At 60.5% G+C, this 22,563-nt stretch carries 19 protein-coding genes; 15 read left to right on the top strand and 4 right to left on the bottom strand.

Annotation, left to right across the window (positions count from 1 at the left end; all coding sequences use genetic code 11):
- The first annotated feature begins 63 nt into the window (after positions 1–63).
- From EN824_RS26290 to EN824_RS26220, 15 genes are all read left to right on the top strand, one after another.
- Positions 64–1,197 (top strand): lysophospholipase, encoded by a 1,134-nt coding sequence (locus EN824_RS26290; RefSeq protein ID WP_135881057.1) that lies wholly within the window; start codon positions 64–66, stop codon positions 1,195–1,197.
- Positions 1,194–2,339 (top strand): caspase family protein, encoded by a 1,146-nt coding sequence (locus tag EN824_RS26285; protein ID WP_135881056.1) that lies wholly within the window; start codon positions 1,194–1,196, stop codon positions 2,337–2,339. Before EN824_RS26290 ends, EN824_RS26285 begins: the two co-directional genes overlap by 4 nt.
- Positions 2,336–3,688, top strand: coding sequence for a hypothetical protein (locus EN824_RS26280; RefSeq protein ID WP_135881055.1), 1,353 nt, complete (start codon positions 2,336–2,338; stop codon positions 3,686–3,688). The genes EN824_RS26285 and EN824_RS26280 overlap by 4 nt, the downstream gene beginning before the upstream one ends.
- A 131-nt stretch (positions 3,689–3,819) precedes the next feature.
- Entirely contained in the window at positions 3,820–5,850 is a 2,031-nt protein-coding gene (locus tag EN824_RS26275) for a conjugal transfer protein TraG (RefSeq protein ID WP_135881054.1), read from the top strand.
- A 118-nt stretch (positions 5,851–5,968) separates the two neighbouring features.
- The gene (locus EN824_RS26270; protein ID WP_135881053.1) at positions 5,969–6,382 is read left to right on the top strand and encodes a CopG family transcriptional regulator; all 414 of its coding nucleotides are present in this window, start codon (positions 5,969–5,971) and stop codon (positions 6,380–6,382) included.
- A complete protein-coding gene (gene trbB / locus EN824_RS26265; protein WP_135881052.1) occupies positions 6,379–7,347 on the top strand; it encodes a P-type conjugative transfer ATPase TrbB in 969 nt (322 codons plus the stop codon). The genes EN824_RS26270 and trbB overlap by 4 nt, the downstream gene beginning before the upstream one ends.
- Positions 7,348–7,358: 11 nt before the next feature.
- A complete protein-coding gene (locus EN824_RS26260; RefSeq protein ID WP_135881051.1) occupies positions 7,359–7,667 on the top strand; it encodes a TrbC/VirB2 family protein in 309 nt (102 codons plus the stop codon).
- A complete protein-coding gene (locus tag EN824_RS26255) occupies positions 7,667–7,939 on the top strand; it encodes a VirB3 family type IV secretion system protein (RefSeq protein WP_135881050.1) in 273 nt (90 codons plus the stop codon). The genes EN824_RS26260 and EN824_RS26255 overlap by 1 nt, the downstream gene beginning before the upstream one ends.
- Positions 7,933–10,383 carry a conjugal transfer protein TrbE gene (trbE, locus tag EN824_RS26250; protein WP_135881049.1) on the top strand — a complete coding sequence of 817 codons (2,451 nt, stop codon included), beginning with the start codon at positions 7,933–7,935 and terminating at the stop codon, positions 10,381–10,383. The genes EN824_RS26255 and trbE overlap by 7 nt, the downstream gene beginning before the upstream one ends.
- Entirely contained in the window at positions 10,380–11,105 is a 726-nt protein-coding gene (gene trbJ, locus EN824_RS26245) for a P-type conjugative transfer protein TrbJ (protein WP_135881048.1), read from the top strand. Before trbE ends, trbJ begins: the two co-directional genes overlap by 4 nt.
- A gap of 33 nt (positions 11,106–11,138) precedes the next feature.
- Complete coding sequence (gene trbL, locus EN824_RS26240; RefSeq protein ID WP_135881047.1) at positions 11,139–12,461, top strand: P-type conjugative transfer protein TrbL; 1,323 nt, start codon at positions 11,139–11,141, stop codon at positions 12,459–12,461.
- The gene (trbF, locus tag EN824_RS26235; protein WP_135881046.1) at positions 12,462–13,193 is read left to right on the top strand and encodes a conjugal transfer protein TrbF; all 732 of its coding nucleotides are present in this window, start codon (positions 12,462–12,464) and stop codon (positions 13,191–13,193) included.
- Positions 13,183–14,211: a P-type conjugative transfer protein TrbG gene (gene trbG, locus EN824_RS26230; RefSeq protein WP_135881045.1), complete on the top strand. Its 1,029-nt coding sequence runs from the start codon at positions 13,183–13,185 to the stop codon at positions 14,209–14,211. Before trbF ends, trbG begins: the two co-directional genes overlap by 11 nt.
- 11 nt (positions 14,212–14,222) lie before the next feature.
- Positions 14,223–15,437, top strand: a complete 1,215-nt coding sequence (locus tag EN824_RS26225) for a TrbI/VirB10 family protein (protein WP_135881044.1) — start codon at positions 14,223–14,225, stop codon at positions 15,435–15,437.
- A 13-nt stretch (positions 15,438–15,450) separates the two neighbouring features.
- Positions 15,451–15,729, top strand: coding sequence for a DUF2274 domain-containing protein (locus EN824_RS26220; RefSeq protein ID WP_135881043.1), 279 nt, complete (start codon positions 15,451–15,453; stop codon positions 15,727–15,729).
- 214 nt (positions 15,730–15,943) lie between these two features.
- On the opposite strand, the gene EN824_RS26215 is transcribed toward EN824_RS26220, so the two are convergent.
- The 4 genes from EN824_RS26215 to EN824_RS26200 all read right to left on the bottom strand — a co-directional run bounded on the left by EN824_RS26215 (position 15,944) and on the right by EN824_RS26200 (position 22,387).
- The gene (locus EN824_RS26215; RefSeq protein WP_135881042.1) at positions 15,944–17,284 is read right to left on the bottom strand and encodes a hypothetical protein; all 1,341 of its coding nucleotides are present in this window, start codon (positions 17,282–17,284) and stop codon (positions 15,944–15,946) included.
- A complete protein-coding gene (locus tag EN824_RS26210; RefSeq protein ID WP_135881041.1) occupies positions 17,281–19,164 on the bottom strand; it encodes an ATP-dependent helicase in 1,884 nt (627 codons plus the stop codon). The genes EN824_RS26215 and EN824_RS26210 overlap by 4 nt, the downstream gene beginning before the upstream one ends.
- A gap of 2 nt (positions 19,165–19,166) precedes the next feature.
- Complete coding sequence (locus EN824_RS26205; RefSeq protein WP_135881040.1) at positions 19,167–21,137, bottom strand: AAA family ATPase; 1,971 nt, start codon at positions 21,135–21,137, stop codon at positions 19,167–19,169.
- 425 nt (positions 21,138–21,562) lie between these two features.
- Positions 21,563–22,387, bottom strand: a complete 825-nt coding sequence (locus EN824_RS26200; protein WP_135881039.1) for a hypothetical protein — start codon at positions 22,385–22,387, stop codon at positions 21,563–21,565.
- Between the last annotated feature and the right edge of the window lie 176 nt (positions 22,388–22,563).

Here is a 22,563-nt window from a genome sequence, read left to right as displayed (position 1 = left end):
ACGGTCTGTGGCTTGCCAGCCACAGGCTTTCAAGGTTAATTCCAAATATTGGGGGGTATGGGTATGGTTCAGGTCGTTTTTGTTCACGGCGTTGCGAACAGAAAATCAGACGCCGATTATGACGCCAATCTGGCGATTCGCGATCGTCGTTTCAAGGAACTCGCCTTTTCGTCGGCGGACGTCACAATGCAAAACCCCTATTGGGGTGAGTTTGGCGCTGATCCTCAGTGGAAGCTGGCGTCGGTGCCCAAGTTCGATTCTCAGTATGAAGCGCTCGGGATTGGCGCCGCGTTTGCCCAAGGCAATGGTGCTGAGATCCTTGAAGCCGCTCGGATCGATTTCACCGCTGTCGTGGGTGCACTTTCTGTTGCCGCCCTCTCAGGGCAGAGCGGGGTGCCGGCCCAAGGTATGGAACTGTTCTGGATGGGTGCAGCACGATATGCCTCGGCGCAGCCGAGGCCTGCTTGGTTGTCGAGCGTTAGCGATGACGAACAGTTCTGCGATCGCCTCCGCAAGGAAGCCGAGGCCGGAGCCTTGGTTCAAGGGTTGGGATTTTTCGATCAGGTGAAAGCCGCCGCTGACAAAATAAAAGGCAGTGCTTCCAATCTCGTCAATGGTCCGTTCGCACGCGCTGGCCGGGAGAAGTTCACTCCAGAACTCGCCATCTTTATAGGCGATGTCTTTCGCTACCTGCGAGCAGATAATGCTCGCACCAAAATCCGCAAGACGGTCTGCGACGCAATCATTGCCGCGGGCAAACAGCGAAAGCCTGGCGAGCCGCTTGTGTTGATCGGCCACAGCATGGGCGGTGTAATCCTTTACGACCTGCTCTCGAGCAGCGAAACAGTGGAGGGCCTTTCCGCTGATATTGGGACCGCGTTCGAGGTGGATCTCTTGCTCACGGTTGGCTCGCAGGTCGCGCTGTTTGAGGAAATGAAGCTCTACGAGGCAAGCACGCCTGAATTTTCGGGGCAAACCAGACCTGTACCGAGGCCGAGCGGGGTCAAAAACTGGTGGAACGCTTTTGATAAGATGGACGTGCTTTCCTTTGTCACGTCCCCAGTCTTTGAGGGCAGCGAGGATTTCTCCGTTGATACTATCGCAGGCGTGCGTGATGCGCACAGCGCGTATTTTGCCAGTACAATGTTCTACGCCCGCCTGAACGCCCGTTTGAAAAACATAGGGCTACTGGCGTGACGACAATCTACCTTCGGCCAGGCGACGCGCCTCAGACACACGCGTTCATCATCGGTTGTGGTCGCTTTCCGAACCTCAGCGCCAACGGGTCCGCAAACAGAGTCGCGACGGCAGCAGGTGCGCGCGCTGTCGTCCGTTTCCTGCTAGACAAGGCCGACAGCTTGGTTGCGCCGCTTGGTTCGATTGAAGTTCTGCTGTCTGATCCAGCTCAAAACGCGGGCCAGGACACCCTCGACCTAGGTGCCATAGCACACGATCCTCGCATCAATGACGTTGTCGAGCGAGCTAACGAAGCCAATTATCACACCGCCGGGGATCGTTGGATTGGACGATGCCGACCAGGTGATCATTTGTTTTTTTATATGGCATCGCACGGGGTGACTGACAGCGATACAACGGCCGTCGCTGTGTTGGAAGATATCCGAAGCGTCAATCACCGGCCTTGGGCGCAGTCGATTAACATCACGCAGCTAGCATCGGCCCTGCCAACCTTGCAAGCCGACGGCTGTTGGGTTTTTCTGGACGCATGCCAGGAAATCATCCCAGCTATTTTCCAGCAGATCAACGGAGCGCAAAGCCCAGCTCTGATTACTCCAGATATAACCGCCCTTACTAGGCGCCGCACAAGCTCGGTTTCGCTCGCAGGATCCCGGCTCGGTACCAGCGCCTGGGCTCCGACCGACGGCGCTCCGCCTTTTTTCACTCAAGCCCTACTCGAGGGCCTAAGCGGAGCAAGCGTTGAATTCGTCAACCCGGACGGCTGGGTCGTCACCGGGCAACAGATTCTATTCACGCTGGAGCGTATCGCAAACGCAGCCCTTAACAATCCTAATCTGCAAACGGAATCACTTACGCAGTTCAATAGGGATGTCAAATTGCTAAGGGTGGCCGATCCGCAAGTTCCTGTTGTTGTTCGCACGGCGGTCGAGACCCACATGCTTGCCGCAGTGTCAGTCACGGCAAATGATGGAAACGGCCGGATTTATACAAGGAACGATGCTGAGATGGCGTGGAGATTTCGTGTCGATCCCGATCTCGCTCGCTACACGACCTCAGCGCAATTCGCAGGCGGGAATCCCGTCTATCAGGATCAAGTTTTTATAGCCGCTCCTCCCGCCCAGATCGTAGAGCTCGTCGAATGACAGGCGATCCCGACCTACACAATGTCCGCATTGTCGGGCCAGGGGCTGTTCCGTTCCATTTCCGCTTAGTCGGTATGAAAAGCGGTTTGAGCGGCGCAGACCTTTTGAGCAACAAAGATGGAGTTGCCGAGACTCAGCTGCAGTCCGGGACGTTCATGTGTTACGCAGAAGATCTAACAACGGGAACCTTGACGACGACAAAAGTCAGCGTTGTAGGTGGCGTAGATACAATTTCAGTTGAAATAGGAGAAACGCGGGGACGAACATCCATCGTCTCTAATTTTCGACCGAGTCGCGTTCAAGCATACGAGTCATTCCGAACGGCCTCTACGGTGCTTTCCGATGTAGACGAAGATTTTGCGCCGGTGGTGTCCCCCAACTTGGCTGCATATGCGACGAGGCAGTACTCCAGCGGTAGCGCCCCGATCGCTGCACGTTTGGAAAAACGGTTTTCAGTCGGCCTCTCGATCGACCTAACCCCGGCTCGAATTGGAGGATGGCGCGCTTTTCAGCAAGTTCAAGGTATGCACCTGCGAAAGGACGACAACCAAATCGTTATAGATTTTAGTTCTCTGGCGTTCCGCCCGAGAGAACGGCTGCGTCTGAGCGTCAGCGTTGAAGGCGACCAAGTTTGGCAAGCTAATGTGCCTTTGTTCGAGACCGGTCTTGCCGCAGAAATCGCATTAGTTAAGTCCGACTTCGGCCCGGAACTCGCGTTGCGCATGGTCGCGCCAGATCCCAACCTCTCGTTGATCCTTGCTGGTTCAGGTGGATCGTATCCAGGTGGCTTGGAGAGAATATCCGGTTTTCAGGCGGTTAGCCGAGCAAGACTGGGTGCCGATCCATGGACCGATCTCTGTTGGGCGCTTGCGGATATCCGGGCGGCAGGAGTTCCGCGATTGCCTGGCGACGGACCGTGGCCTTGGAGCGAATTTGACCCAATCAGTGATGGCTATGTCGTGTGGGCATGGATGATTGCCGCAAGCGCTGACAAGAGCTCAACCAGTCTTGATCAACGCTGTCTAAACACGTTGGTGCAAGCCCGTCAGCTTGGGAGACCATATTTCTCGGCGACAAGTGAATTGGCGTCTGAATTATTGCAGGCACTCGCATTCTCATCAAATGACGCTGCAATCCGCGCGAACGCGAGGTACGAAGCCGCAATATGGGGCCGTAGAGGAAAGACTAGGATCAAGACCGGACCTTTCTACGCGTGGGAGCGATCCGGGAAAAACTTGCAAGCCGGTAAATTCCCTCCTGCTAACTACAAAACATTGGTTTCCGGCCAACTCGGCATTGATGCACTGACGCTAGAGGCATCAGACAGGGGGACCTCGACGTTAGCTTAGTACAGGAATGAGCTCTCAGGCGGTGGTTTTTTGCCGAAAGGCCATGTTAATCGTGACAAGTCGTAGGTGAAGTCCATTACCCTTCCTGCCGTATGGCCTGATGCTTGGACCGTTCTTCGGCCGAGTGAGCCATGGCACCTACAAAACTTCTCATCGGCCAGATCGCCGTCGTCTTCGCAATCGTCATCGTTGGCGTCTGGACGGCAACGCAGTGGTGCGCGCACATGCTCAGCTATCAGCCGCAACTCGGCGCGTCGTGGTTCGTCGCATCCGGATGGCCGATCTACAAACCATGGAAGCTCTTCGAATGGTGGTTTCATTTCGACGCTTACGCGCCTGAGGTATTTGACCAAGCAGGTGCGCTTGCCGGCGCAAGCGGATTTCTGGGCTGCGCCGCTGCCATCGCTGGCTCGCTTTGGCGCGCGCGGCAGCGCGGAGTGGTCACCACCTATGGCTCTTCGCGATGGGCCGTTAAGCATGAGATCGGCAGGGCAGGGTTATTCCGGCCAGCCGGCGTTTTCCTCGGCAAGCTGAGGGATCGATATCTTCGTCACGACGGGCCGGAGCACGTCATGGCCTTTGCGCCGACACGTTCGGGCAAGGGCGTCGGTCTGGTTGTTCCAACCCTGCTTTCCTGGACTGGATCAGCCGTCGTTCACGACATCAAAGGCGAAAATTGGCAGCTCACGTCAGGTTGGCGGTCGAGGTTTTCGCATTGCCTTCTGTTCAATCCGACCGATCCGAGATCCGCGCGCTACAACCCGCTGCTCGAGGTGCGGAAAGGCTCGAACGAGGTCCGTGACGTCCAGAACATCGCCGATATCTTGGTCGACCCTGAAGGTGCACTAGAGCGACGAAACCATTGGGAGAAGACCAGCCATTCACTCCTCGTCGGCGCCATTTTGCATGTCCTCTACGCCGAAGAAGAAAAGACGCTCGCCCGTGTCGCAACCTACTTGTCGGATCCGCAACGCTCATTTGCCGCGACGCTGCAGCGAATGATGACCACCAATCATCTCGGAGTGGCCGAGAAACCTCAGGTCCATCCTGTCGTGGCCTCGGCGGCGCGCGAAGTGCTGAACAAGTCCGAGAACGAGCGTTCAGGCGTTCTCTCCACCGCCATGTCTTTTCTCGGCCTCTATCGCGATCCGACTGTGGCCGCGGCAACATCGGCTTGCGACTGGCGCATTGCCGACCTCATGGATGCCGAACGACCGATGTCGCTCTATCTGGTGGTGCCGCCATCCGACATCTCGCGCACCAAGCCATTGGTGCGGTTGGTACTCAACCAAATCGGCCGTCGGTTGACCGAGCGCCTGGAGGGAGATCCGAAGAAGAGCAAGAAGCACCAGCTGCTCATGATGCTGGACGAATTCCCAGCACTCGGCCGGCTCGACTTCTTCGAGACCGCGCTCGCCTTCATGGCGGGCTACGGCATCCGCGCGTATCTGATCGCGCAATCCTTGAACCAGATTTCAAAGGCCTATGGCGAGAACAACGCCATTCTCGACAACTGTCATGTCCGAATTGCCTTTTCCTCCAATGATGAGCGCACAGCCAAGCGCATCTCGGATGCGCTCGGCACGGCGACGGAACTCAGATCGATGCGCAACTATGCCGGCCATCGGCTGGCACCCTGGCTGTCGCACGTCATGGTCAGCCGACAGGAGACCGCGCGTCCGCTCCTGACGCCGGGCGAGGTGATGCAGCTGCCGCCGTCTGACGAACTGGTGCTGGTTTCAGGGCTGCCGCCGATCCGTGCGAAGAAGCTGCGCTATTACGAGGATCAAAATTTCACGGAGCGGGTGCTGCCTGCACCGTTGTTGCGCGAGGGCCCTTACGCCGATTGTCCTGCGTCACGCCCGGATGATTGGACTGGACAGGTGCGCAGCGTCGATCGTCGTCTGGCCACTGACGAAGAAAGCGCCAGTGGGGCCGCTGAAGACGAGGGCGGTGTTCAGCAACAGCGCCATCCGGGGTTGCCCGAGGAACACATTGCCATCTCTCAGGAGTCGGAGCAGGACGATCTGTTCAAGCCCGCCGACGATGATAGCGAAGCGCTCGCCGACAAGCGCGTGATGGACCGGATTTCCACCGCGGCACGGGCCTACGGCATCAACGAGGGCAGGGGCGACGACAGGGACATCGTGCCCGGCTTCTGACGACCGCCTAAAGCCAAAGCGTATATCAGCGTAGATAACGACCATAAGCGATTTCGGGCGTCCGGCTGATGCTTGTTCCCGTCGCCGGCGCAACGCCGGCCTGTCGAGAACAAGCCGCATGAAGCCCCATCGCATTCGTCATCAGTTTCTGCTCGAGCCCGAGTTGAGCGAGAAGCTGGACAATATGAGCCGCGATCCCTCTACCACCAAATCCGCGGTGGTGGCTAAGGCGGTTGAGGCCTTCATCGAGCGGCGCGGCGAGAACGAGCTCGACCGGCGCTACGGCGTAAGGCTTGACCGTCTTTCCCGCGACCTCGCTCACGTCAGGCGTGATGCCGAGATGATCCTGGAGAGCCTGGCGCTCTTCATCCGCTTTTCGATCACGCTTCATGCCCACACGCCGGTCCCGGATCGGGCAACGCAAGCCATCGCCCAGGAACGTTTCGACAAATTCGTCGAGCAGGTCGGTCGTCAGATCGCGTCCGGCAAACGATCTCTTGGCAAGGAGAGTGGCGTGGGAGGGGAAGGATGAGCTCCCATCCGGAAGCCGACCATCGCCGCCGCGCCATGCTGCGCACCGCAATGGGCCCCGCGATCACTGAGGCGCTTTGCGATCCTTTGGTCATCGAGGTGATGGTCAATCCTGACGGCGCGTTGCGGCTTGACCGGCTGGGGGAGGGCCGCATCGAAACCGACGTGCACATGCACCCGTCGGAAGCGGAGCGGATCATTCGCCTGGTCGCCTCCCATGTGCGCGCCGAGGCGCATGCCGAAAATCCAATTGTCAGTGCCGAATTGCCATCGGGGGAACGCTTCGAGGGTTTGCTCCCGCCTGTCGTACTGGCGCCGTGCTTTGCGATCCGCAAGCCGGCGGCAAAGCTCTACACGCTGGCCAACTATGTCACCGACCGGATCATGCAGCCGCTGCAAGCCGATGCGCTCAGGAAAGCGGTGCGCGAGCGGCGCAACATTTTAGTCGCCGGCGGCACCTCGTCGGGTAAGACGACCCTTGCCAATGCGCTGCTGGCGGAAGTCGCTGAATGCGACGAGCGGGTGATCCTCATTGAGGACACGCGCGAACTGCAATGCGCAGCAAAGGACTGCGTAGCGTTGAGAACCAGGCGTGGTTCGGTCACGCTCGCCGATCTCGTACGCTCGACGCTGAGGCTCCGGCCCGACCGCATCATCGTCGGCGAGGTGAGAGGCTCGGAAGCGCTCGACATGCTGAAGGCCTGGAACACCGGGCACCCCGGCGGCATCGCCACGGTTCACGCCAACTCGGCACGCTCTGCACTCTATCGGATTGAGCAACTCGCTCAGGAAGCGGTCGTTACCGTTCCGCGCCGTCTCATCGCCGAAGCAATCGATCTGATCGTGTTCATCGCCGGGCGTGGGTCCTCGCGCCGCATCGACGCGATCGCCGAGGTCACCGGTCTCGACGGCAGCGGCGACTACGCCGTCATCCCGCTCACGCCCCCACAACTCCAGCAGCTTTGAAAGGTCACTCCATGCGCAAGAAGCTACGCTTTCTGTCGTCCACCGCGCTCGCGTTTTGTTTCACGGCCCAGGCTTACGCCGCGGGCTCCGGCATGCCTTGGGAGCAGCCGCTGCAGCAGATCCTGGAGTCAGTGCAGGGACCGGTCGCAAAGATCGTCGCGGTAATCATCATCATCACCACGGGCTTAACCCTTGCATTCGGCGACACGGCAGGCGGTTTCCGCAGGTTGATCCAGATCGTGTTCGGCCTGTCGATCGCCTTCGCGGCGTCGAGCTTCTTCCTCTCCTTCTTCTCCTTCGGTGGCGGGGCGCTCGTCTGATGGCCACGGCAGAGCAGCATATCGAAGGCTTTGAGGTTCCAGTTCACCGCGCATTGACCGAGCCGATCCTGCTGGGCGGTGCGCCGCGAGCAGTGGCGATCCTCAACGGTACGGTCGCCGCAGCCATCGGGCTTGGCCTTCAGCAGTGGATTGCCGGGCTGGCGCTCTGGATCATAGGTCACACACTTGCGGTCTTCGCTGCCCGCCGCGATCCGGCCTTCGCCAGCGTCCTTGTCCGCCACCTTCGGCTGAGAGGGTGGCTGGCATGCTGAACCTTTCAGAATATCGCGGAAAGAGCGACCGGCTTGCCGATCATCTGCCTTGGGCAGCACTCGTCGCGCCGGGCATCGTACTCAACAAGGACGGCAGCGTTCAGCGGACCTTTCGGTTCCGCGGACCTGATCTCGAAAGCGGGACGGAAGCCGAACTCGTCGGCATTTGCGCCCGGACCAACAATGCGCTGAGACGCCTGGGATCCGGCTGGGCATTGTTCTTCGAGGCCGAGCGCGTCGAAGCGCTGGGCTATCCGGCCTCGCGTTTTCCCGACGGGGCCTCGTGGCTTGTCGATGAAGAGCGGCGCGCGGCTTTCGAAGGGAAGGTCGCGCATTTCGAGAGCCGCTATCACCTGACCTTGATGTTCATGCCGCCACCGGACGCCCAGTCGCGGGCGGAGAGCGCGCTTGTCGACTCTCATCATTCAGAAAGCGAAAGAGACTGGCGCCAAGAACTGGCGCGGTTCTGTGATGAGACCGACCGCGTTCTTGATCTGCTGTCGGGCATCATGCCCGAAGTGCGCGCGCTCGACGATGCCGAAACGCTGACCTACCTGCACGGGACGATCTCGACCCGCCGCCATCCAGTAGCAGTGCCGGAAACGCCGATCTATCTCGACGGCATTCTGGTCGATGCGCCGCTCACCGGCGGCTTGGAGCCGATGCTGGGCGACCAGCATCTGCGAACCCTGACCATCCTTGGATTCCCGAACCTCACCCGGCCCGGAATCCTCGACGCGCTCAACCATCAGGATTTTGCCTATCGCTGGATGACGCGCTTCATCCCGCTCGACAAGACGGAAGCGACGAAGACGCTGATCCGGATGCGGCGGCAGTGGTTTGCTAAGCGCAAATCGATCGTTGCAATCCTACGCGAGGTCGTAAGCAACGAGCCGGTGCCGCTGGTCGACAGCGATGCCGACAATAAGGCGCTCGATGCCGACGAAGCCCTTCAAGCATTGGGCGGTGATCATGTCGGTTTCGGCTATCTCACCACAACGGTGACGGTGTGGGACGAGGATCGCCAGGCAGCCGCCGAAAAACTTCGCGCGGTCGAGCGCATCGTCAACGGACTCGGCTTCACTACGATACGCGAAACCGTCAATGCGGTCGAGGCGTGGCTCGGCTCGTTGCCCGGTCATGTCTATGCCAATGTTCGGCAGCCTCTCGTTCACACGTTGAACCTTGCCCACCTCATGCCGCTGTCGTCGGTTTGGGCCGGCCTGTCGGCGAACGAGCATCTCGCCAAGATTACCCAGCAAGACGCCCCGCCGCTTCTCTTCGCCGAAACCAGCGGGTCGACACCCTTTCGATTATCCACTCATGTCGACGATGTCGGCCACATGCTGATCGTTGGTCCGACCGGCGCCGGCAAGTCGGTGCTGCTTGCCCTGATCGCTCTGCAGTTCCGACGCTATGGCGGCGCCCAGGTTTATGTCTTCGACAAAGGCAATTCCGCTCGTGCCGCAACGCTCGCCATGGGTGGAGAACACCACGCCTTAGGGGCTGACGGCACGTTTGCCTTCCAGCCGCTGCGCAACATCCACGATCCGGTCGTGCGCAGCTGGGCGGCGGAATGGATAGCCAGCCTCATTGCCCATGAGAACGTCACCGTCACGCCTGAGGTGAAGGGGGCAATCTGGTCTGCACTTGGCAGTCTTGCCACCGCGCCGGCGCAGGAGCGCACGCTTACGGGTCTCTCGGTCCTGCTTCAGTCCAATGCGCTGAAGTCCGCTTTGATGCCCTACACGCTCGACGGCCCCTTCGGCCGGCTGCTCGACGCTGATGACGATCGGCTGGCCCTGTCGGATGTCCAGTGTTTCGAGACCGAGGAGCTGATGCACAGCCAAGGCGCTGTGCTGCCGGTGCTCACCTATCTCTTTCATCGTCTCGAGGAGCGCTTCGACGGACGGCCAACGCTGCTCATGCTTGATGAGGCCTGGGTCTATCTCGACAATCCGCTCTTCGCCGCGCGCATCCGCGAATGGCTGAAGGTGCTGCGCAAGAAGAACGTGTCGGTGATATTCGCGACGCAGTCGCTTGCCGACATCGCGAGCTCGGCGATCGCGCCGGCAATCATCGAGAGCTGCCCACAACGGATCTTTCTCCCCAATGATCGTGCCGTGGAACCGCAGGCGCGAGCTGCCTACGAGCAGTTCGGTCTGAACGAACGCCAGATCGAACTGGTCGCCCGCGCTACGCCAAGGCGCCAGTACTATTTGCAATCGCGACGAGGGAATCGTCTCTTCGAGCTCGGCCTTGGCCCGATCGCGCTTGCGCTTTGTGGCGCCTCCGATCCAGCCACGCAGACGCTCATCGACAGCGTCCTCTCAGAGCACGTGCAGGACAGCTTTGCCTCCCGATTTCTCAGTGCGCGCGGTCTCGATTGGGCCGCCGATCTTCTCCGGCAATTTCCTCAAGTAGACAAGGAGCAATCGTCATGATGCGGCGTCGTTTTCTCTCCAGCCTGATCACGCTTTCCCTGATCGCCAAACCGTTGGCCGATTATGTCCGGCCGGCTTACGCCCTCATCGTGTTCGATCCGTCGAACTATACGCAGAACGTACTGTCAGCGGCGCGAGCGTTGGAGCAGATCAACAACCAGATCCAGTCGCTGCAGAACCAGGCGACCATGCTGCAGAACATGGCGCGCAATCTTCAGAGCCTGGATTTCTCCTCCGTCGGCCAGCTTACCGGTTCGCTCCAACGGATCGACGGTTTGATGGACCAGGCGAGCGGTCTTAGCTTCGACCTCGGCAAGCTTCAGGACCAGTGGCGACGGCAGTATCCGGAAAGCTATGATGCCACGATCAAGGTCAGCGACGTGGCAAGCGCCGCGCGCGAGCGTTGGCAGAGCGCCATGCAGGCGTTCCGCCAGACCATGGGTGTCCAGTCGCAGATCGTGGAAAATGTCCGCGACGACGGCGACCTGCTTGCCGATCTCGTCAACCGCAGCCAAGGCGCGGCCGGTGCGCTTGAGGCAAGCCAGGCCACCAATCAGCTGATCGCTCTTTCGACCAAGCAGCAGATGCAGATCCAGACGCTGCTCGCGACACAATTTCGGGCCGAGGCTGAGGACGCGGCACGCAAGGCGCAGTCCGAGGAAGCCGCCCGCCAGACAACGAAACGTTTCCTGGGGACCGGCACAGCCTATCCCGGCAACTGATCACAAGCACTTCAACATGAGGAAGGCGGCGGCATGAACGACCTTGGCGTCATCGATCGCTTCATGGAGACTTTTATCCGCTATATCGACAGCGGATTCGGTCTGCTTTCGGGCGACGTCGCCTTCCTCACCACGACCCTGATTGGCATCGACATTACGCTTGCGGGCCTCGCCTGGGCGTTCGGCGGCGAGCCCAACATTCTCGGCCGCCTCATCCGCAAGGTGCTTTATGTCGGCGTCTTCGCCTTCATCCTGAACAATTTCAAGAACCTCGCCGACATCATCTACCGCTCCTTTGCCGGCCTCGGCATCAACGCATCCTCCGGCAATCTATCCGCCGGCAACCTCCTGCACCCGGGCCGCATCGCCGCGACCGGTTTCCAGGGCGCCTGGCCGCTTCTCGATCAGGCAAGCCAGCTTCTGGGCTTCCCGGAAATCTTTGGCAACGCACTCACAATCTTCGTGCTGCTCGTGGCCTGGTTCCTGGTCATCATCGCCTTCTTCATTCTCTCGATCCAGCTCTTCATTACCATCCTGGAGTTCAAGCTCACCACGCTGGCCGGATTTGTTCTGGTGCCCTTCGCGCTTTGGAACCGATCGGCGTTTCTCGCTGAACGCGTGCTCGGCAATGTCATCTCGTCGGGCATCAAAGTGATGGTACTCGCCGTCATTGTCGGTATAGGCTCCACGCTCTTCGGCGAGTTCGCTTCGGCGCTCCAGGGCAAGGAGCCCGACCTGGCGGCGGCCATGTCACAGGTGCTAGGCGCGCTGGCGCTGCTTGGGCTCGGCATTTTTGGCCCTGGGATCGCCTCCGGTCTTGTCTCCGGCGCGCCGCAGCTTGGCGCGGGCGCCGCGCTCGGGACCACGGCGGCCGCTGCTGGATCGGCGCTCGTTGCCGGTGGAGCTGCCTTTGCCGGTGCTCGCATGGCAACCGGCGGCGGGCTTGCCGCCGTCCGAGCCGGCACGACCATGGGTTCGGCAGCTTCCTCGGCTTGGCAGTTGGGACGTGCAACGTCGCCTGACACCGGCCTGTCTGGTGCCGCTGCTGGAATGCAGGGCGTGGCGAGTGCCGCCGGCGCGGCCGCGATGCGGCCAGCACGATCTGCCGCGGGAAACTTCAGGCGCAGCGCCGAAGCTGGGCGCGAAGCCGCATGGACCGCGACTGGCGGTGCGCCGACCGCGTCCGTGACCGGAGGTCCGGCCGGTTCAGCCCCTAATACTGCGCCCATTTGGGCGAGACGCATGCGTTCCGAACAGACCGCTCGTGCTCATCGCCACGCCGCCACACAGGCTGTCCGCGACGGTGACAGGCCGGGCGGCAGCGCCAATCCCTCTCTCAACGACAAGGACGATTAAATGTTCTTCAAGCGACCCGTTCAACGCTACGGAAAGACGCCCGAGCCGGTCACGTCGTATCAGAAGGCCAGCCAGCTCTGGGATGAGCGCATCGGCTCATCGCGGGTACAGGCCCGCAATTGGCGGCTGATGGCCCTTGGCTGCCTAAGTTTGGCAACCGGGCTTTCCGGCGGCCTTGTTTGGCAGTCGATGCAAAGCCGAGTTGTCCCTTACGTCGTCGAGGTCGACCGTTTTGGTGAGGCGCGTGCCGTTGCGCCAGCGATCCAGGATTATCAACCTTCCGATGCCCAGATCGCCTGGCATCTCGGCCGCTTCATCCAAAATGTCCGATCCGTTTCCACCGACCCGGTGCTGGTGCGGCAGAACTGGTTGGCAGCCTACGACTTTGCCACTGACCGTGCAGCGCTTTTCCTCAACGAGTACGCCAAGGCAAACGACCCATTTGGGCAGATCGGCACGCGCAGCGTGTCGGTGCAGGTGACCAGCGTTGTCAGGGCTTCCGACAGCTCATTCCAGGTCAAATGGACCGAGCAGATTTTTGAGCGCGGCAGCCTGGCCAGCACGACGCGCTGGACCGCGATCCTCACCATCGTGATCCGCCCGCCGAGCAATACCGAGCAGCTGCGCAATAACCCGCTCGGCGTCTTCATCAATGCCATCGATTGGTCGCGTGAGCTCGACAGCGCTGCACCTGCATCCGTTTCCCCGAAGGAGCCCGCCAATGACAAATAGAGCCCCATCGCTGCGTGCCGTGCTGATCCTGTCAGCGTCGGCAGCCGTCCTCTCGGCTTGCGCATCGAAGCCGGTGCCATCACCAGAGATTTCTTATGACGCGGCCGACTTCAAAGCAGCGGCTATCGAGAAACCGCCGGAGGAGCCGGTGAAGATCGTCGAGGTGCCGAAGGTGCTGCCTTTGCCCGGTCAGCTTCAGCCCGATCCGGGCAAGATCGTCGAGGATAAACGCTCTCCTGAAGAACGTGTCGCGGACGCCAACAACGCGGCAACGCAGCAGCCCACCAACTACGGCTATGTCAATGCGGTTCAGGTCTATCCCTTTGCCGATGGCGCGCTTTATCAGCTCTACGCAGCACCCGAGCGCGTCACCGATATCGCTCTGCAACCGGGTGAGAAGCTGACGTCCGTATCGGCCGGCGACACAGTGCGTTGGGTCATTGGCGATACAGTCAGCGGCACAGGAGACTATCAGCGCACCCATGTGTTGCTAAAGCCTTTCGCGCCGGGGCTTAGCACCAACCTGGTGATCACCACGGAACGGCGGACGTATCATCTGCAGCTACAAAGCACCGAGAAGACAGCGATGGCGGCGATCTCCTGGACCTACAGCGAGGACCAGATCATCGCGCTCCGGCAGAGAAACGCCCAAGCCGAGGCTGTCATGCCGGTCGCGTCGAATGTGGCGCTCGAGAACATTCGCTTCCGCTATTCGATCGCCGGCGACACACCGCCCTGGAGACCGACGCGTGCCTTCGACGACGGCAGCAAGGTCTATATCGAATTCCCACGCCGCATTGACCAGGGCGAGGCGCCGCCGCTCTTCATCGTAGGCGCTGACGGCAGCAACCAGCTCGTCAACTACCGCATGCACGGCAACTACTACATTGTCGATCGCTTGTTTGCCGCGGCAGAACTGCGGCTTGGCTCCAAGCAGCAGCAGGTGGTGCGCATCACTCGGACCGACAGCCGGCAACCGTCGCGGCGGATCTCGCTGTTCTCTCGTCTCGGCAGGTGAAAGGGGCTCACATGACTGACACGTCCCATTCCACAGCTGCGCCGAAGCTTGATCCCGAGCAGTTGCAGTTGCGGGCTTCGCCTCGCCGTGCTGTGCGGTTCAGGCGCGGCGTGGTCATCGCGATCGCGGCGCTCGGATCCGGTGCAATATTCGGCGTCACCATGATCGCGCTGAGGGGGCCAGCGCTGCGTATCCAAGGCTTGACGGAAGACCGCTATAACACCGAACGCAAGCCGACAGCTGAGGGTCTCGATAGCCTGCCTAAGGACTATTCCGCGATCAAGCCAAAGGCGCCCGTGCTTGGAACGCCGCTACCGGGCGATCTCGGCCGCCCCATCCTTGAGCGACAGCGCCAGCTCGGCATAGCGCCGGGGCAGGAGGTTTCCGCCGAGGAGCAGCGCCTTGCCCAGCAAGCCATCGAGGCTCGCGAGTCTCAGGTCATGTTCCGGCTCGACATTCGCCCGAAGCAGACAGATGTCGCGGCCGGCGGACAATCTGTCCAGCAGCCATTTGAAGCGCTTCCGCAAGCCGGGGCGACACGCGCATCAGCTTCGGTCGCGCCGGCCGAGGGCGACCAGAACAACCAACAGCGCAAGCTCGATTTTGTCAGCCAGCGGGACACAGACGGGATCTACAATCCGCATGCGTTGCAAACGCCGGCTTCGCCCTATCAGCTCATGGCCGGCAGCGTGATCGCCGCCAGCCTCATCACCGGCATCAATTCGGATTTGCCCGGGCTGGTGGTCGCGCAGGTCACCGAGAATGTGCACGACACCGTTACCGGCAGCACCTTGCTCATTCCACAGGGCTCGCGCCTGATCGGCACCTATGACAGCGTTGTTGCGTTTGGGCAAAAGCGCGCATTGCTGGTCTGGCAGCGAATAATCCTGCCCGACGGTTCCTCGATCGAAGTCGACAATCTGCCGGCGACAGACACTGCCGGCTATGCGGGGCTTGAGGACAAGGTAGATTTCCACACCTGGCAGCTGATCAAGGGCGTGGCTTTAGCCACATTGCTGGGCGTCGGCACCGAGTTGAGCTTTGGGGAAAATGAGAGCGACCTTGTCAAGGCGATCCGAGAATCCACTCAGCAGAATGTCAGCCAAGCAGGTCAGCGCATCACGGAAAAGAACCTCAATATTCAGCCGACAATCACGGTCCGCCCCGGTTGGCCGCTGCGCGTGATCATACACAAGGACATCGTGCTTCGGCCGTACGCCGGCTGAAAAAGGAGGGCTCATGGCAAACCTGAAATTAGGAAAGCTTCCGGACAGGACGCCGTCCAAGATCACTATCACCGTTAGCGCGGACCTGAGCCAAGCCCTCCAGGACTACGCGGCGCTTTACCGTCAAGCCTACGGCGAGTCTGAAACGGTGGCTGAGCTCATCCCGTACATGTTGGCAGGATTTTTGGAGGGCGACCGAGCGTTTGCCAGGGCGAGAAAGGAACGCGTTCCGGCCGCCGACGCGTCGAAGAAACCCCGACGGCAAACATCTTCAACATTAGATAACGCCTAGCGTGGGGGCGTTTCGGGGCGCGACAGGCTTTTTTGATCATGACCGTGCCATCTTCATTCCGGCGATTGAATTCTCGACTGAGGAGAAGCTCCAATGGTCGGGGAGCGCCGGCGTGTCGGGATGTTGCATGTCGACGGCCCGGAAAAAATGAAATCGGCCGTTCGGGATGTCATATCTGGCGTTGTTGTCCATGAAGGGCGGCGGCCTTGGGGCGTCAGGATCTTAGTGGCATTGGTTTGTGGAGTGCCCAGAGACGATCGAAGAAGCCTTCGATTTCGGCCGGCGCATTGGCGCCGACGAGTTCGTTGGATCCAAAGCGATAGATCTCGTAGCCAGCCAGACGAAGATCGCGATCGGCCGAGACCATGTCCGCATAACGGGTGAGCGAGGGTTTCCGTTCGGCGCTGAAATGCTGCGATCCATCCACTTCGATGACGACACGCTGATGGCCGGGGAGCAGCAACAGGAAATCCATGCGCTGCCGGCGAAGCCCGGAGCGATGCCGGAGAAGCTTCACCATGGCGGGATCGTAGTGAAGATAGACCTGCGGGATGAGCGCCGGCAGCGCGTCGCCGAGGCGTGGCCGGTAGATCTTGAAATAGGTACTGAAGAGGGTGCGTTCGGCATCCGAGGCGAGCGAGGCGTGCAATCGCTCGCCGAGCGCGCGGGCGGGTTCGTCGGATGCCGGATCCTGCGACCGCCACCAATCAACCAGTTCGCTCCAAAGGAGGCCGTCGCGCCGTATGGGGCGATCATATACCAGGCAGCTCGCGGCATTGGAGAGGATGACGATGTCGTTGTTGATGGCGTCGGAGAAGCCGATCTCGGGCTTTGGGCCATTGGAGGCGAAGATCAGATTTTTGGGGGCGCCGACCACGCCACGGGCGATCGGCGCGAGACGATAGAGCGGATAGCCGGATTCCTCGCCGTCGACCTTCAGCTCATATCCGTCGCGCCGCAGTACGGCGTTGATCGAGGTGACGAGATCGACCTGTCCGGGTCCACGTCGCCCGAGGGGATGAAGCGCGGCCTCGATCAGGCGGGCGAAGCGGTCGCGGGAACATGTGAGGGCGCCGATCTGCTCGAAGAGAAATTCGACGCTCCAGTCACCGAAGTTGCGGACCATGTGCTGGTCGATCTCGTCCGCGAGGGTTCGGGCCGAGAAAAAGCTGGTGCCGACGAGGCCCATGGGGAACAGACGCTTGACAAGCTCGACAACGCTCTGCTCGCCGGACAGGTCGTCACCGAAGCATTTGGCGACATCGCGCCGGGTGATCTCCGTGATCCGGGGGAAATCCCTTTCCAGAACGGCCCAGCCCGCCTCTTCCAGGCCGAAATCCCCGAAATGCGCCCCGAGCTTGCGCGCGATCTCGCCGAGCTCGTACTCGGTCTTTCCTTGAAGGCCGATCCGCGCCCGATCGCGCTTGCTGATATTGTCCTCATGCGGCGGGACCGTGATGCCGGCGACGGCCGCGACGATCGGCATCTGCTCATGAGTGGAGCGCGTCTTGAGGTATTCAGCTACGCGCTCGCCGAGATTGGGTTCCGCGCTCATATAGCGATCTCCGGCACGCCGGCGTCGGTGAGGAGCTGGTAGAGCTCGGCGACATTGTTGCGCGCACCGCGCTCCTGGCAGAACGCGAAGATGGCGCGCTGCTTGGCGCGCGAGAGGGCGACGAAGAAGGCCGCTACTCCCTCGGGATCTCCGGGAACATGCGCCCACCAGGCTTGGTCATCGAGGCCAACGAAGACGATCGTGTCATATTCCAATCCCTTGCTTTTGTGCACGGTCATCATCGGGATCTGGTTGACGCCCTCGAAGGCGTCCAGACAGGCGGTCCAGTCGGCGGCGCCATCGGCCGACGCGAAGAAATGCAGGCAGAGGGCCTCAAGGATGATTTGGAGGAGGTCACCGACACCGTATTCGATATAGGTTCGGGCGATGGCTGCCAGGTCGAGGTATTCAAAGACTCGCGTCGCGAAGTCAGCGGCGCTATTCCGGGATGGAGTTGTCGCCGCCATATCGGCGCGAAGCGCGGCAAGGAAGGCGGTCAGGTCTGCCTCGACCTTCGCCGCGCCGATGTCGTCGTCGACTACGACCTCCCGGAGCGCCAGAACTTCGGACGAGACCAACTGCCAGGCCGCAGGCGCGCGGCGTGTCGCTCCGAGACGAAACATTGCCATCGCGAGGCGACAGAGGTCGTCGGAGAGGAGATCCTGAAGCGAGGTTTTCCCAAGAGCGTGGCTCTCGTTGCGGATGCGCAGGCCATGGGCGGCGAACGGTCCTGCGAGCTCGTGCTCGTAATCATCGGATTTTTGCTTGACGAGGAGCGCATAGTCTCGCGGCGATCGTCCACGGGTCCCCATGTCATTGGCGAGCCATTGCGCGAGATGCGCGGCTTCGGCGGCTTTGGTCTGGCTGCGCCAGACTTGCGACACGTCGCCATCGACCTGGCGCGCCGCACGGGCAACTGTCTGAGCGGCATTCGGATCGAGCGCGCGCGCGACGACATGCTGGATGGCAACGAGATCGGGCGACGATCGGAAATTGAAAAGCAGAGGGAAACGGGCTGCACCGAAATCGGCTTCAAGCCGCTGAAACGCATCCCTTCGAGCGCCGGCAAATATCATGATCCGCTGCTTGTCGTCGCCGACACCTGTGACGATGGTCTGTCCACCGGAGAAGGCCGAGAGCAGGAAGTCGTATTGCGCGAAAGTCGTGTCCTGGAATTCGTCGACGAAGACGAAGGGGTAGGTGGCGACCAGCGCGTTGCGGATATGCGGATTGGCGCGGAGAAGGAGCTCGGCGAGACGGTTGATGCTGACAAAAGTCAGCGAGGAGGGATGGCCAGGCCGCAACTGCGTCGCCCACCATCGGGCGATGGTGAACTCTGCTGCGCTTTGCGGTGCCTGAGGCGCGAGCGGAAGTCGATAGCCGCCGACCACCCGCGCTTCGAAATCCGTTGCACTGAAGGCAGCGATGTCGGCCTGCCATTCCTGCGGCGCGTTGAGGCGCGCCAGCGTCAGGAACTGATCGACCTGCCACCGCTTGGGAAAGGCGATGTCATAGGGTCGGGTGGGGCGGCAATCGGCCGGGACGGCGTTGAGAAATCGGTCGACCAGGCTCTTGCAGAACGAATCGAAGGTGAGCGACACGAAGCGGTTGGCGAGCTCGGGAGGGCAGCGCTGGCGAACGCGCGCAGCAAGATTGCTGGCGGCGTCAGTCTTGAATGAGATCGCCAGTACGCGATGCGGCGCATGGCAGATCCCGGTTTCGAGGAGATAGACCGCGCGTTGGGCCAGAAATTCGGTCTTGCCGGCGCCAGGCCCAGCCACCACGCATGCCGAACCGCCGTACCGGAGCGCATTCCACGCTGCGGGTTCGAGATCGTCGATGCCACGCGGGCGCCAGTCGTCGGGACGAACAAGAGGCATGATCAGGCACCTGCCGGAGCCGCGGGCGTGAGGCGGGCGACGATCGAGGTCAGGAGAGCTCGGATTTCCGGCGGTGCGCCTGCGGCGAGAACGGCAGAATCCTGATTGCTCAGGACGCGTACATGGGTGCTTGGTTTGCCCCGCCCGAGAAACAGATAACGATACCAGCGCAGGAAGGCATCCTGGGGTGGGCCATAGAGGTGCGGCAGACCGTCGTCACCTAGAACTGCCGTGCGCGGATCGCCCAATGGCGGTGGACCCTGCCGACCCGGCTCAACGACCTGATAGGCGGCCGGGAAGGCCTGAAGCATGGAAAAGTCTAGATCGAGAGGGGTACAAAAGTAGACGTTGAATTGGTTCAGCCAGCCCATCCACTGGTTGAGGCCAGCGATATTGTCAGGGGCCAGCGCATCGAAGCCCTCGACGTTGACCACAACGGGGCCCGCTGCGTTCAGGTGAGGACCGAATAACTGCGCCGGTTGAACGCCATTGGCGAGCAACTGCGTGCAAGTCGTCTTGATGCGCCCCCACCCGCCGCCGGAACGACCCCAGTCGAGATCGAGCAGGGTCGCGTAGGGGATGTCGAGGTCGGTCAGCAGCCGCCAGAGGTGGTTCACATGCCGGCCGCCCAACGGAACCACCGCGACGAAGGAACGGTCGATCTCCAAGCCCATAGCCTCAGCAAGACGCGGCAGAACGACCTCTTCGGACGCGCCTTCGCCGAGCATGACAAAGCGCGCGAAATAAAGCTCGGGGTAGGTCCGCACGGCTTCCCGGACGAACTTGGACGCTTCCTCCTCACCGGGTGGCAGGCTGATTGGCCGCACTCGTGCAGTGCGATCAGCCGGGCTGAGCCGGAAATGCCTGACCTCGGTCGGATCGACTCTGGCGAGAATGCTCGGTGAGTGACTGGAGACGACGGCCTGGGCGCGCGGTCCTCGCGTCAGATCTTTGATCTGGCGAACAATTCGGGAGAGATAGAAGGGCGCGAGATTGTTTTCGGGCTCCTCCACCGCGATGAGGGTCAGTGCCGGCAGCGGCACGCCGCCGTCCTGAAAGCCCGCTGGGGCGGGATCGGCGACAATCCCGGCCTCGACATCGAGGATCGCCGCTGTCATCGCCAGGTGGAAGAGCGACCGTTGACCATCACTCAGGTCATCGAGGGCGCGTTCCCGGCCTGCCTCATCGGGGCGGAACACCACTTCGACCTTGCGGATGAATTCCTGGAAGCGCAGGTCGATCGGGCGGAAGAGCGGCGTCGTGTCGGTCCCCGCCGTATGAACCTCCTGCCAGCGCCGTCTGACGGCCGCGGCAATGATGTCCACGGCGGGCTCGCCCGCGAAAGCGCCGTTGAGCGTCGTGCCTGCATCGGTAAACGTGTCCCGAACCCCCTGCGACCAGTTGATCGCGCGCCAGAGCCTGCCGCGCAGGAAGGCCGTGACCTGAGAGGCGCCATCGCGCGTCGCCGGGACGTAGATCATCTGGATGCGGGCGCGATCGGTAGCCTTCAGCTCTGTACAGTCTGCTTCGGTGTAGGCGCCGAAAGTCCGGATCGCCCAGTATTTCTGCTCGATCGTTCCGTCGAGCGATCCGTCATCCGTCCATGTCGCCTCGAGGCGCAGGCGGCATTTCAGCCTACCGGCCTCGTCGGCGGCCATCTGGTGGAAGAATTCTGGGATTGCCGCTCCGCCCGCACCGGCGGCATCGAGTTCGGGGAAGGCCACGATCGCTTCCAGTACGAAGCTCCGTTGCAGGGGCGCGGCGATTTCGGCGGACGGAATATGAAAATCCTGACGCCGAAGTCTTCGGTGGTCACCGGTGATCCCGAAGAGGCGCTGAAGGGCCTGCATGACGGCTGTTTTGCCCGCGCCGTTGACGCCGACGAAGGCTGTTAGGCCGGGCGTGAGATCGATGGTGATCGGGGCAGGCCCGAAGCAACGGAAATTGGAAAGTGTCAGGCGTTCAATGAACATGGAGCGTCGTCCGCCTCATCGAAGATTGTTGAAAATGTCACTTGGGCGACGAGCGATCATTCAGTCCCTGCCTCGGCCAGGTCGTCGAAATGATGGGCCAGATAAGCTTGGCGAAACTGCTCGACGATCGTGGTGAGCTCGTTCACCAAGGCAGATAACCCAGACAAGACCCAGATCTGTAGCCGCACAGCGCCGGAAGCTCAGGATTTTTTTCAGATCCTGGAAATGAAAACTGGCAGCATGGTGGTGCCTAGAGGCTCCAAGTCGCCGAGCGCTACAGACGGGATCGTTTCGCATCGACATTCTGCCTTCGTGGGATAGTTGGATAGGAATCCGATGGCGTGAGGACAATTGATTTATTACGAAAACAGTTGAACGAAACCCATCGCTCTAATGACAGAGTTGCCGGCGGCTTCACTTCTAATTCAGAATTCAGGTGGAGGATTTAGCAATCGTTGGCGCATGGTGCCTTCGTTCTCCGTCCGGTCTTCAAGGCTTAGGCCCCAAGATTGGCGCGTTTCGCTAAAGTCTTCCGGCTCTTTGATCCATTCAAATCTGACATCGCTCTCGGTAAAAATGTATCCCAGCCTGTTGTCCTCAGAGTTCCGAAACCAAGGTGAAAGCTTCTCCGGTAACAGCCGGCACATAGATGACGCGACTATCATATTGCCGATTAGGTCGTGCGTGCTGACTTCCTCGCTTGCCACCATATCGGCAACGTCAACGAGCTCTTCAAATGCGTATCGGAGGTTCTCAGTTTTCTCGTCGGCTGCTTCCTTTTCAGTAAGATAAAGTTCAACGACCTGAAAACGGCTAAGAGTATCTTCCGAAAAATGCAAAAATTCCTTTGCGTTATTCAACACTTGCGGTGTGCTCGGATCAGGATATTTAGGGGCCTCCACAAATGTGATCTTGAGCTTTTCTCCGTTGAGAGGCTTTTGCGGCTCCCGCATGTCAAAATCAGCTTTGTAGTAAAAGGTAGTGCTGCCAAAAAAATCGGCGCGTAGCTTTGTAACTGACTGGCAGGTCTTGCGGAGTGATACAAGGAGACTTGCCATCTCGGTATTGCGGTTTGACAAATTGAGCGCGCGTTCGGCGATTTCGGATTGGCGCGTTGTGAGATAGATATTGTAAATGCTTACAAGGGAAACAACTATGGCAGAAAAGGCGCTAATTATCCCTGTGTAGGGGTTTAGCCATCCTAAATGCGATTTATCGTTCTTCCGTGGCCGCCGTGCAACCTTTCCCATCAACAATCTGCGAATCCCCTTTAGTCCCAGCCTGTAAGAGTATGTCGCATTCCCTTGCCAAATCCAACCTGACAAGCAAGTGCAATATATGCACCTCTTGGGTGTGGGGGGCGGTGAAACTCGACAAGTCAGGCTATGCTTGCCTACTGGGCGCCGGATGAAGCGAGCCCGCAAAG

Origin of the sequence: Mesorhizobium sp. M8A.F.Ca.ET.181.01.1.1, from assembly GCF_004792025.1 — a bacterium.
GTDB lineage: Bacteria > Pseudomonadota > Alphaproteobacteria > Rhizobiales > Rhizobiaceae > Mesorhizobium.
The sequence above is the reverse complement of the archived record's forward strand: the minus strand, read 5'-3'. Positions and strand labels throughout refer to the sequence as shown.

What these genes read in the sequence shown, in the direction of transcription:
- EN824_RS26290 (WP_135881057.1), top strand. Translation starts at nt 64, where the DNA reads ATGGTTCAGGTCGTTTTTGTTCACGGCGTTGCGAACAGAAAATCAGAC.
- EN824_RS26280 (WP_135881055.1), top strand. Translation starts at nt 2,336, where the DNA reads ATGACAGGCGATCCCGACCTACACAATGTCCGCATTGTCGGGCCAGGG.
- EN824_RS26275 (WP_135881054.1), top strand. Translation starts at nt 3,820, where the DNA reads ATGGCACCTACAAAACTTCTCATCGGCCAGATCGCCGTCGTCTTCGCA.
- EN824_RS26270 (WP_135881053.1), top strand. Translation starts at nt 5,969, where the DNA reads ATGAAGCCCCATCGCATTCGTCATCAGTTTCTGCTCGAGCCCGAGTTG.
- trbB (WP_135881052.1), top strand. Translation starts at nt 6,379, where the DNA reads ATGAGCTCCCATCCGGAAGCCGACCATCGCCGCCGCGCCATGCTGCGC.
- EN824_RS26260 (WP_135881051.1), top strand. Translation starts at nt 7,359, where the DNA reads ATGCGCAAGAAGCTACGCTTTCTGTCGTCCACCGCGCTCGCGTTTTGT.
- EN824_RS26255 (WP_135881050.1), top strand. Translation starts at nt 7,667, where the DNA reads ATGGCCACGGCAGAGCAGCATATCGAAGGCTTTGAGGTTCCAGTTCAC.
- trbE (WP_135881049.1), top strand. Translation starts at nt 7,933, where the DNA reads ATGCTGAACCTTTCAGAATATCGCGGAAAGAGCGACCGGCTTGCCGAT.
- trbJ (WP_135881048.1), top strand. Translation starts at nt 10,380, where the DNA reads ATGATGCGGCGTCGTTTTCTCTCCAGCCTGATCACGCTTTCCCTGATC.
- trbL (WP_135881047.1), top strand. Translation starts at nt 11,139, where the DNA reads ATGAACGACCTTGGCGTCATCGATCGCTTCATGGAGACTTTTATCCGC.
- trbF (WP_135881046.1), top strand. Translation starts at nt 12,462, where the DNA reads ATGTTCTTCAAGCGACCCGTTCAACGCTACGGAAAGACGCCCGAGCCG.
- trbG (WP_135881045.1), top strand. Translation starts at nt 13,183, where the DNA reads ATGACAAATAGAGCCCCATCGCTGCGTGCCGTGCTGATCCTGTCAGCG.
- EN824_RS26225 (WP_135881044.1), top strand. Translation starts at nt 14,223, where the DNA reads ATGACTGACACGTCCCATTCCACAGCTGCGCCGAAGCTTGATCCCGAG.
- EN824_RS26220 (WP_135881043.1), top strand. Translation starts at nt 15,451, where the DNA reads ATGGCAAACCTGAAATTAGGAAAGCTTCCGGACAGGACGCCGTCCAAG.
- EN824_RS26215 (WP_135881042.1), bottom strand. Translation starts at nt 17,284, where the DNA reads ATGAGCGCGGAACCCAATCTCGGCGAGCGCGTAGCTGAATACCTCAAG.
- EN824_RS26210 (WP_135881041.1), bottom strand. Translation starts at nt 19,164, where the DNA reads ATGCCTCTTGTTCGTCCCGACGACTGGCGCCCGCGTGGCATCGACGAT.
- EN824_RS26205 (WP_135881040.1), bottom strand. Translation starts at nt 21,137, where the DNA reads ATGTTCATTGAACGCCTGACACTTTCCAATTTCCGTTGCTTCGGGCCT.
- EN824_RS26200 (WP_135881039.1), bottom strand. Translation starts at nt 22,387, where the DNA reads ATGGGAAAGGTTGCACGGCGGCCACGGAAGAACGATAAATCGCATTTA.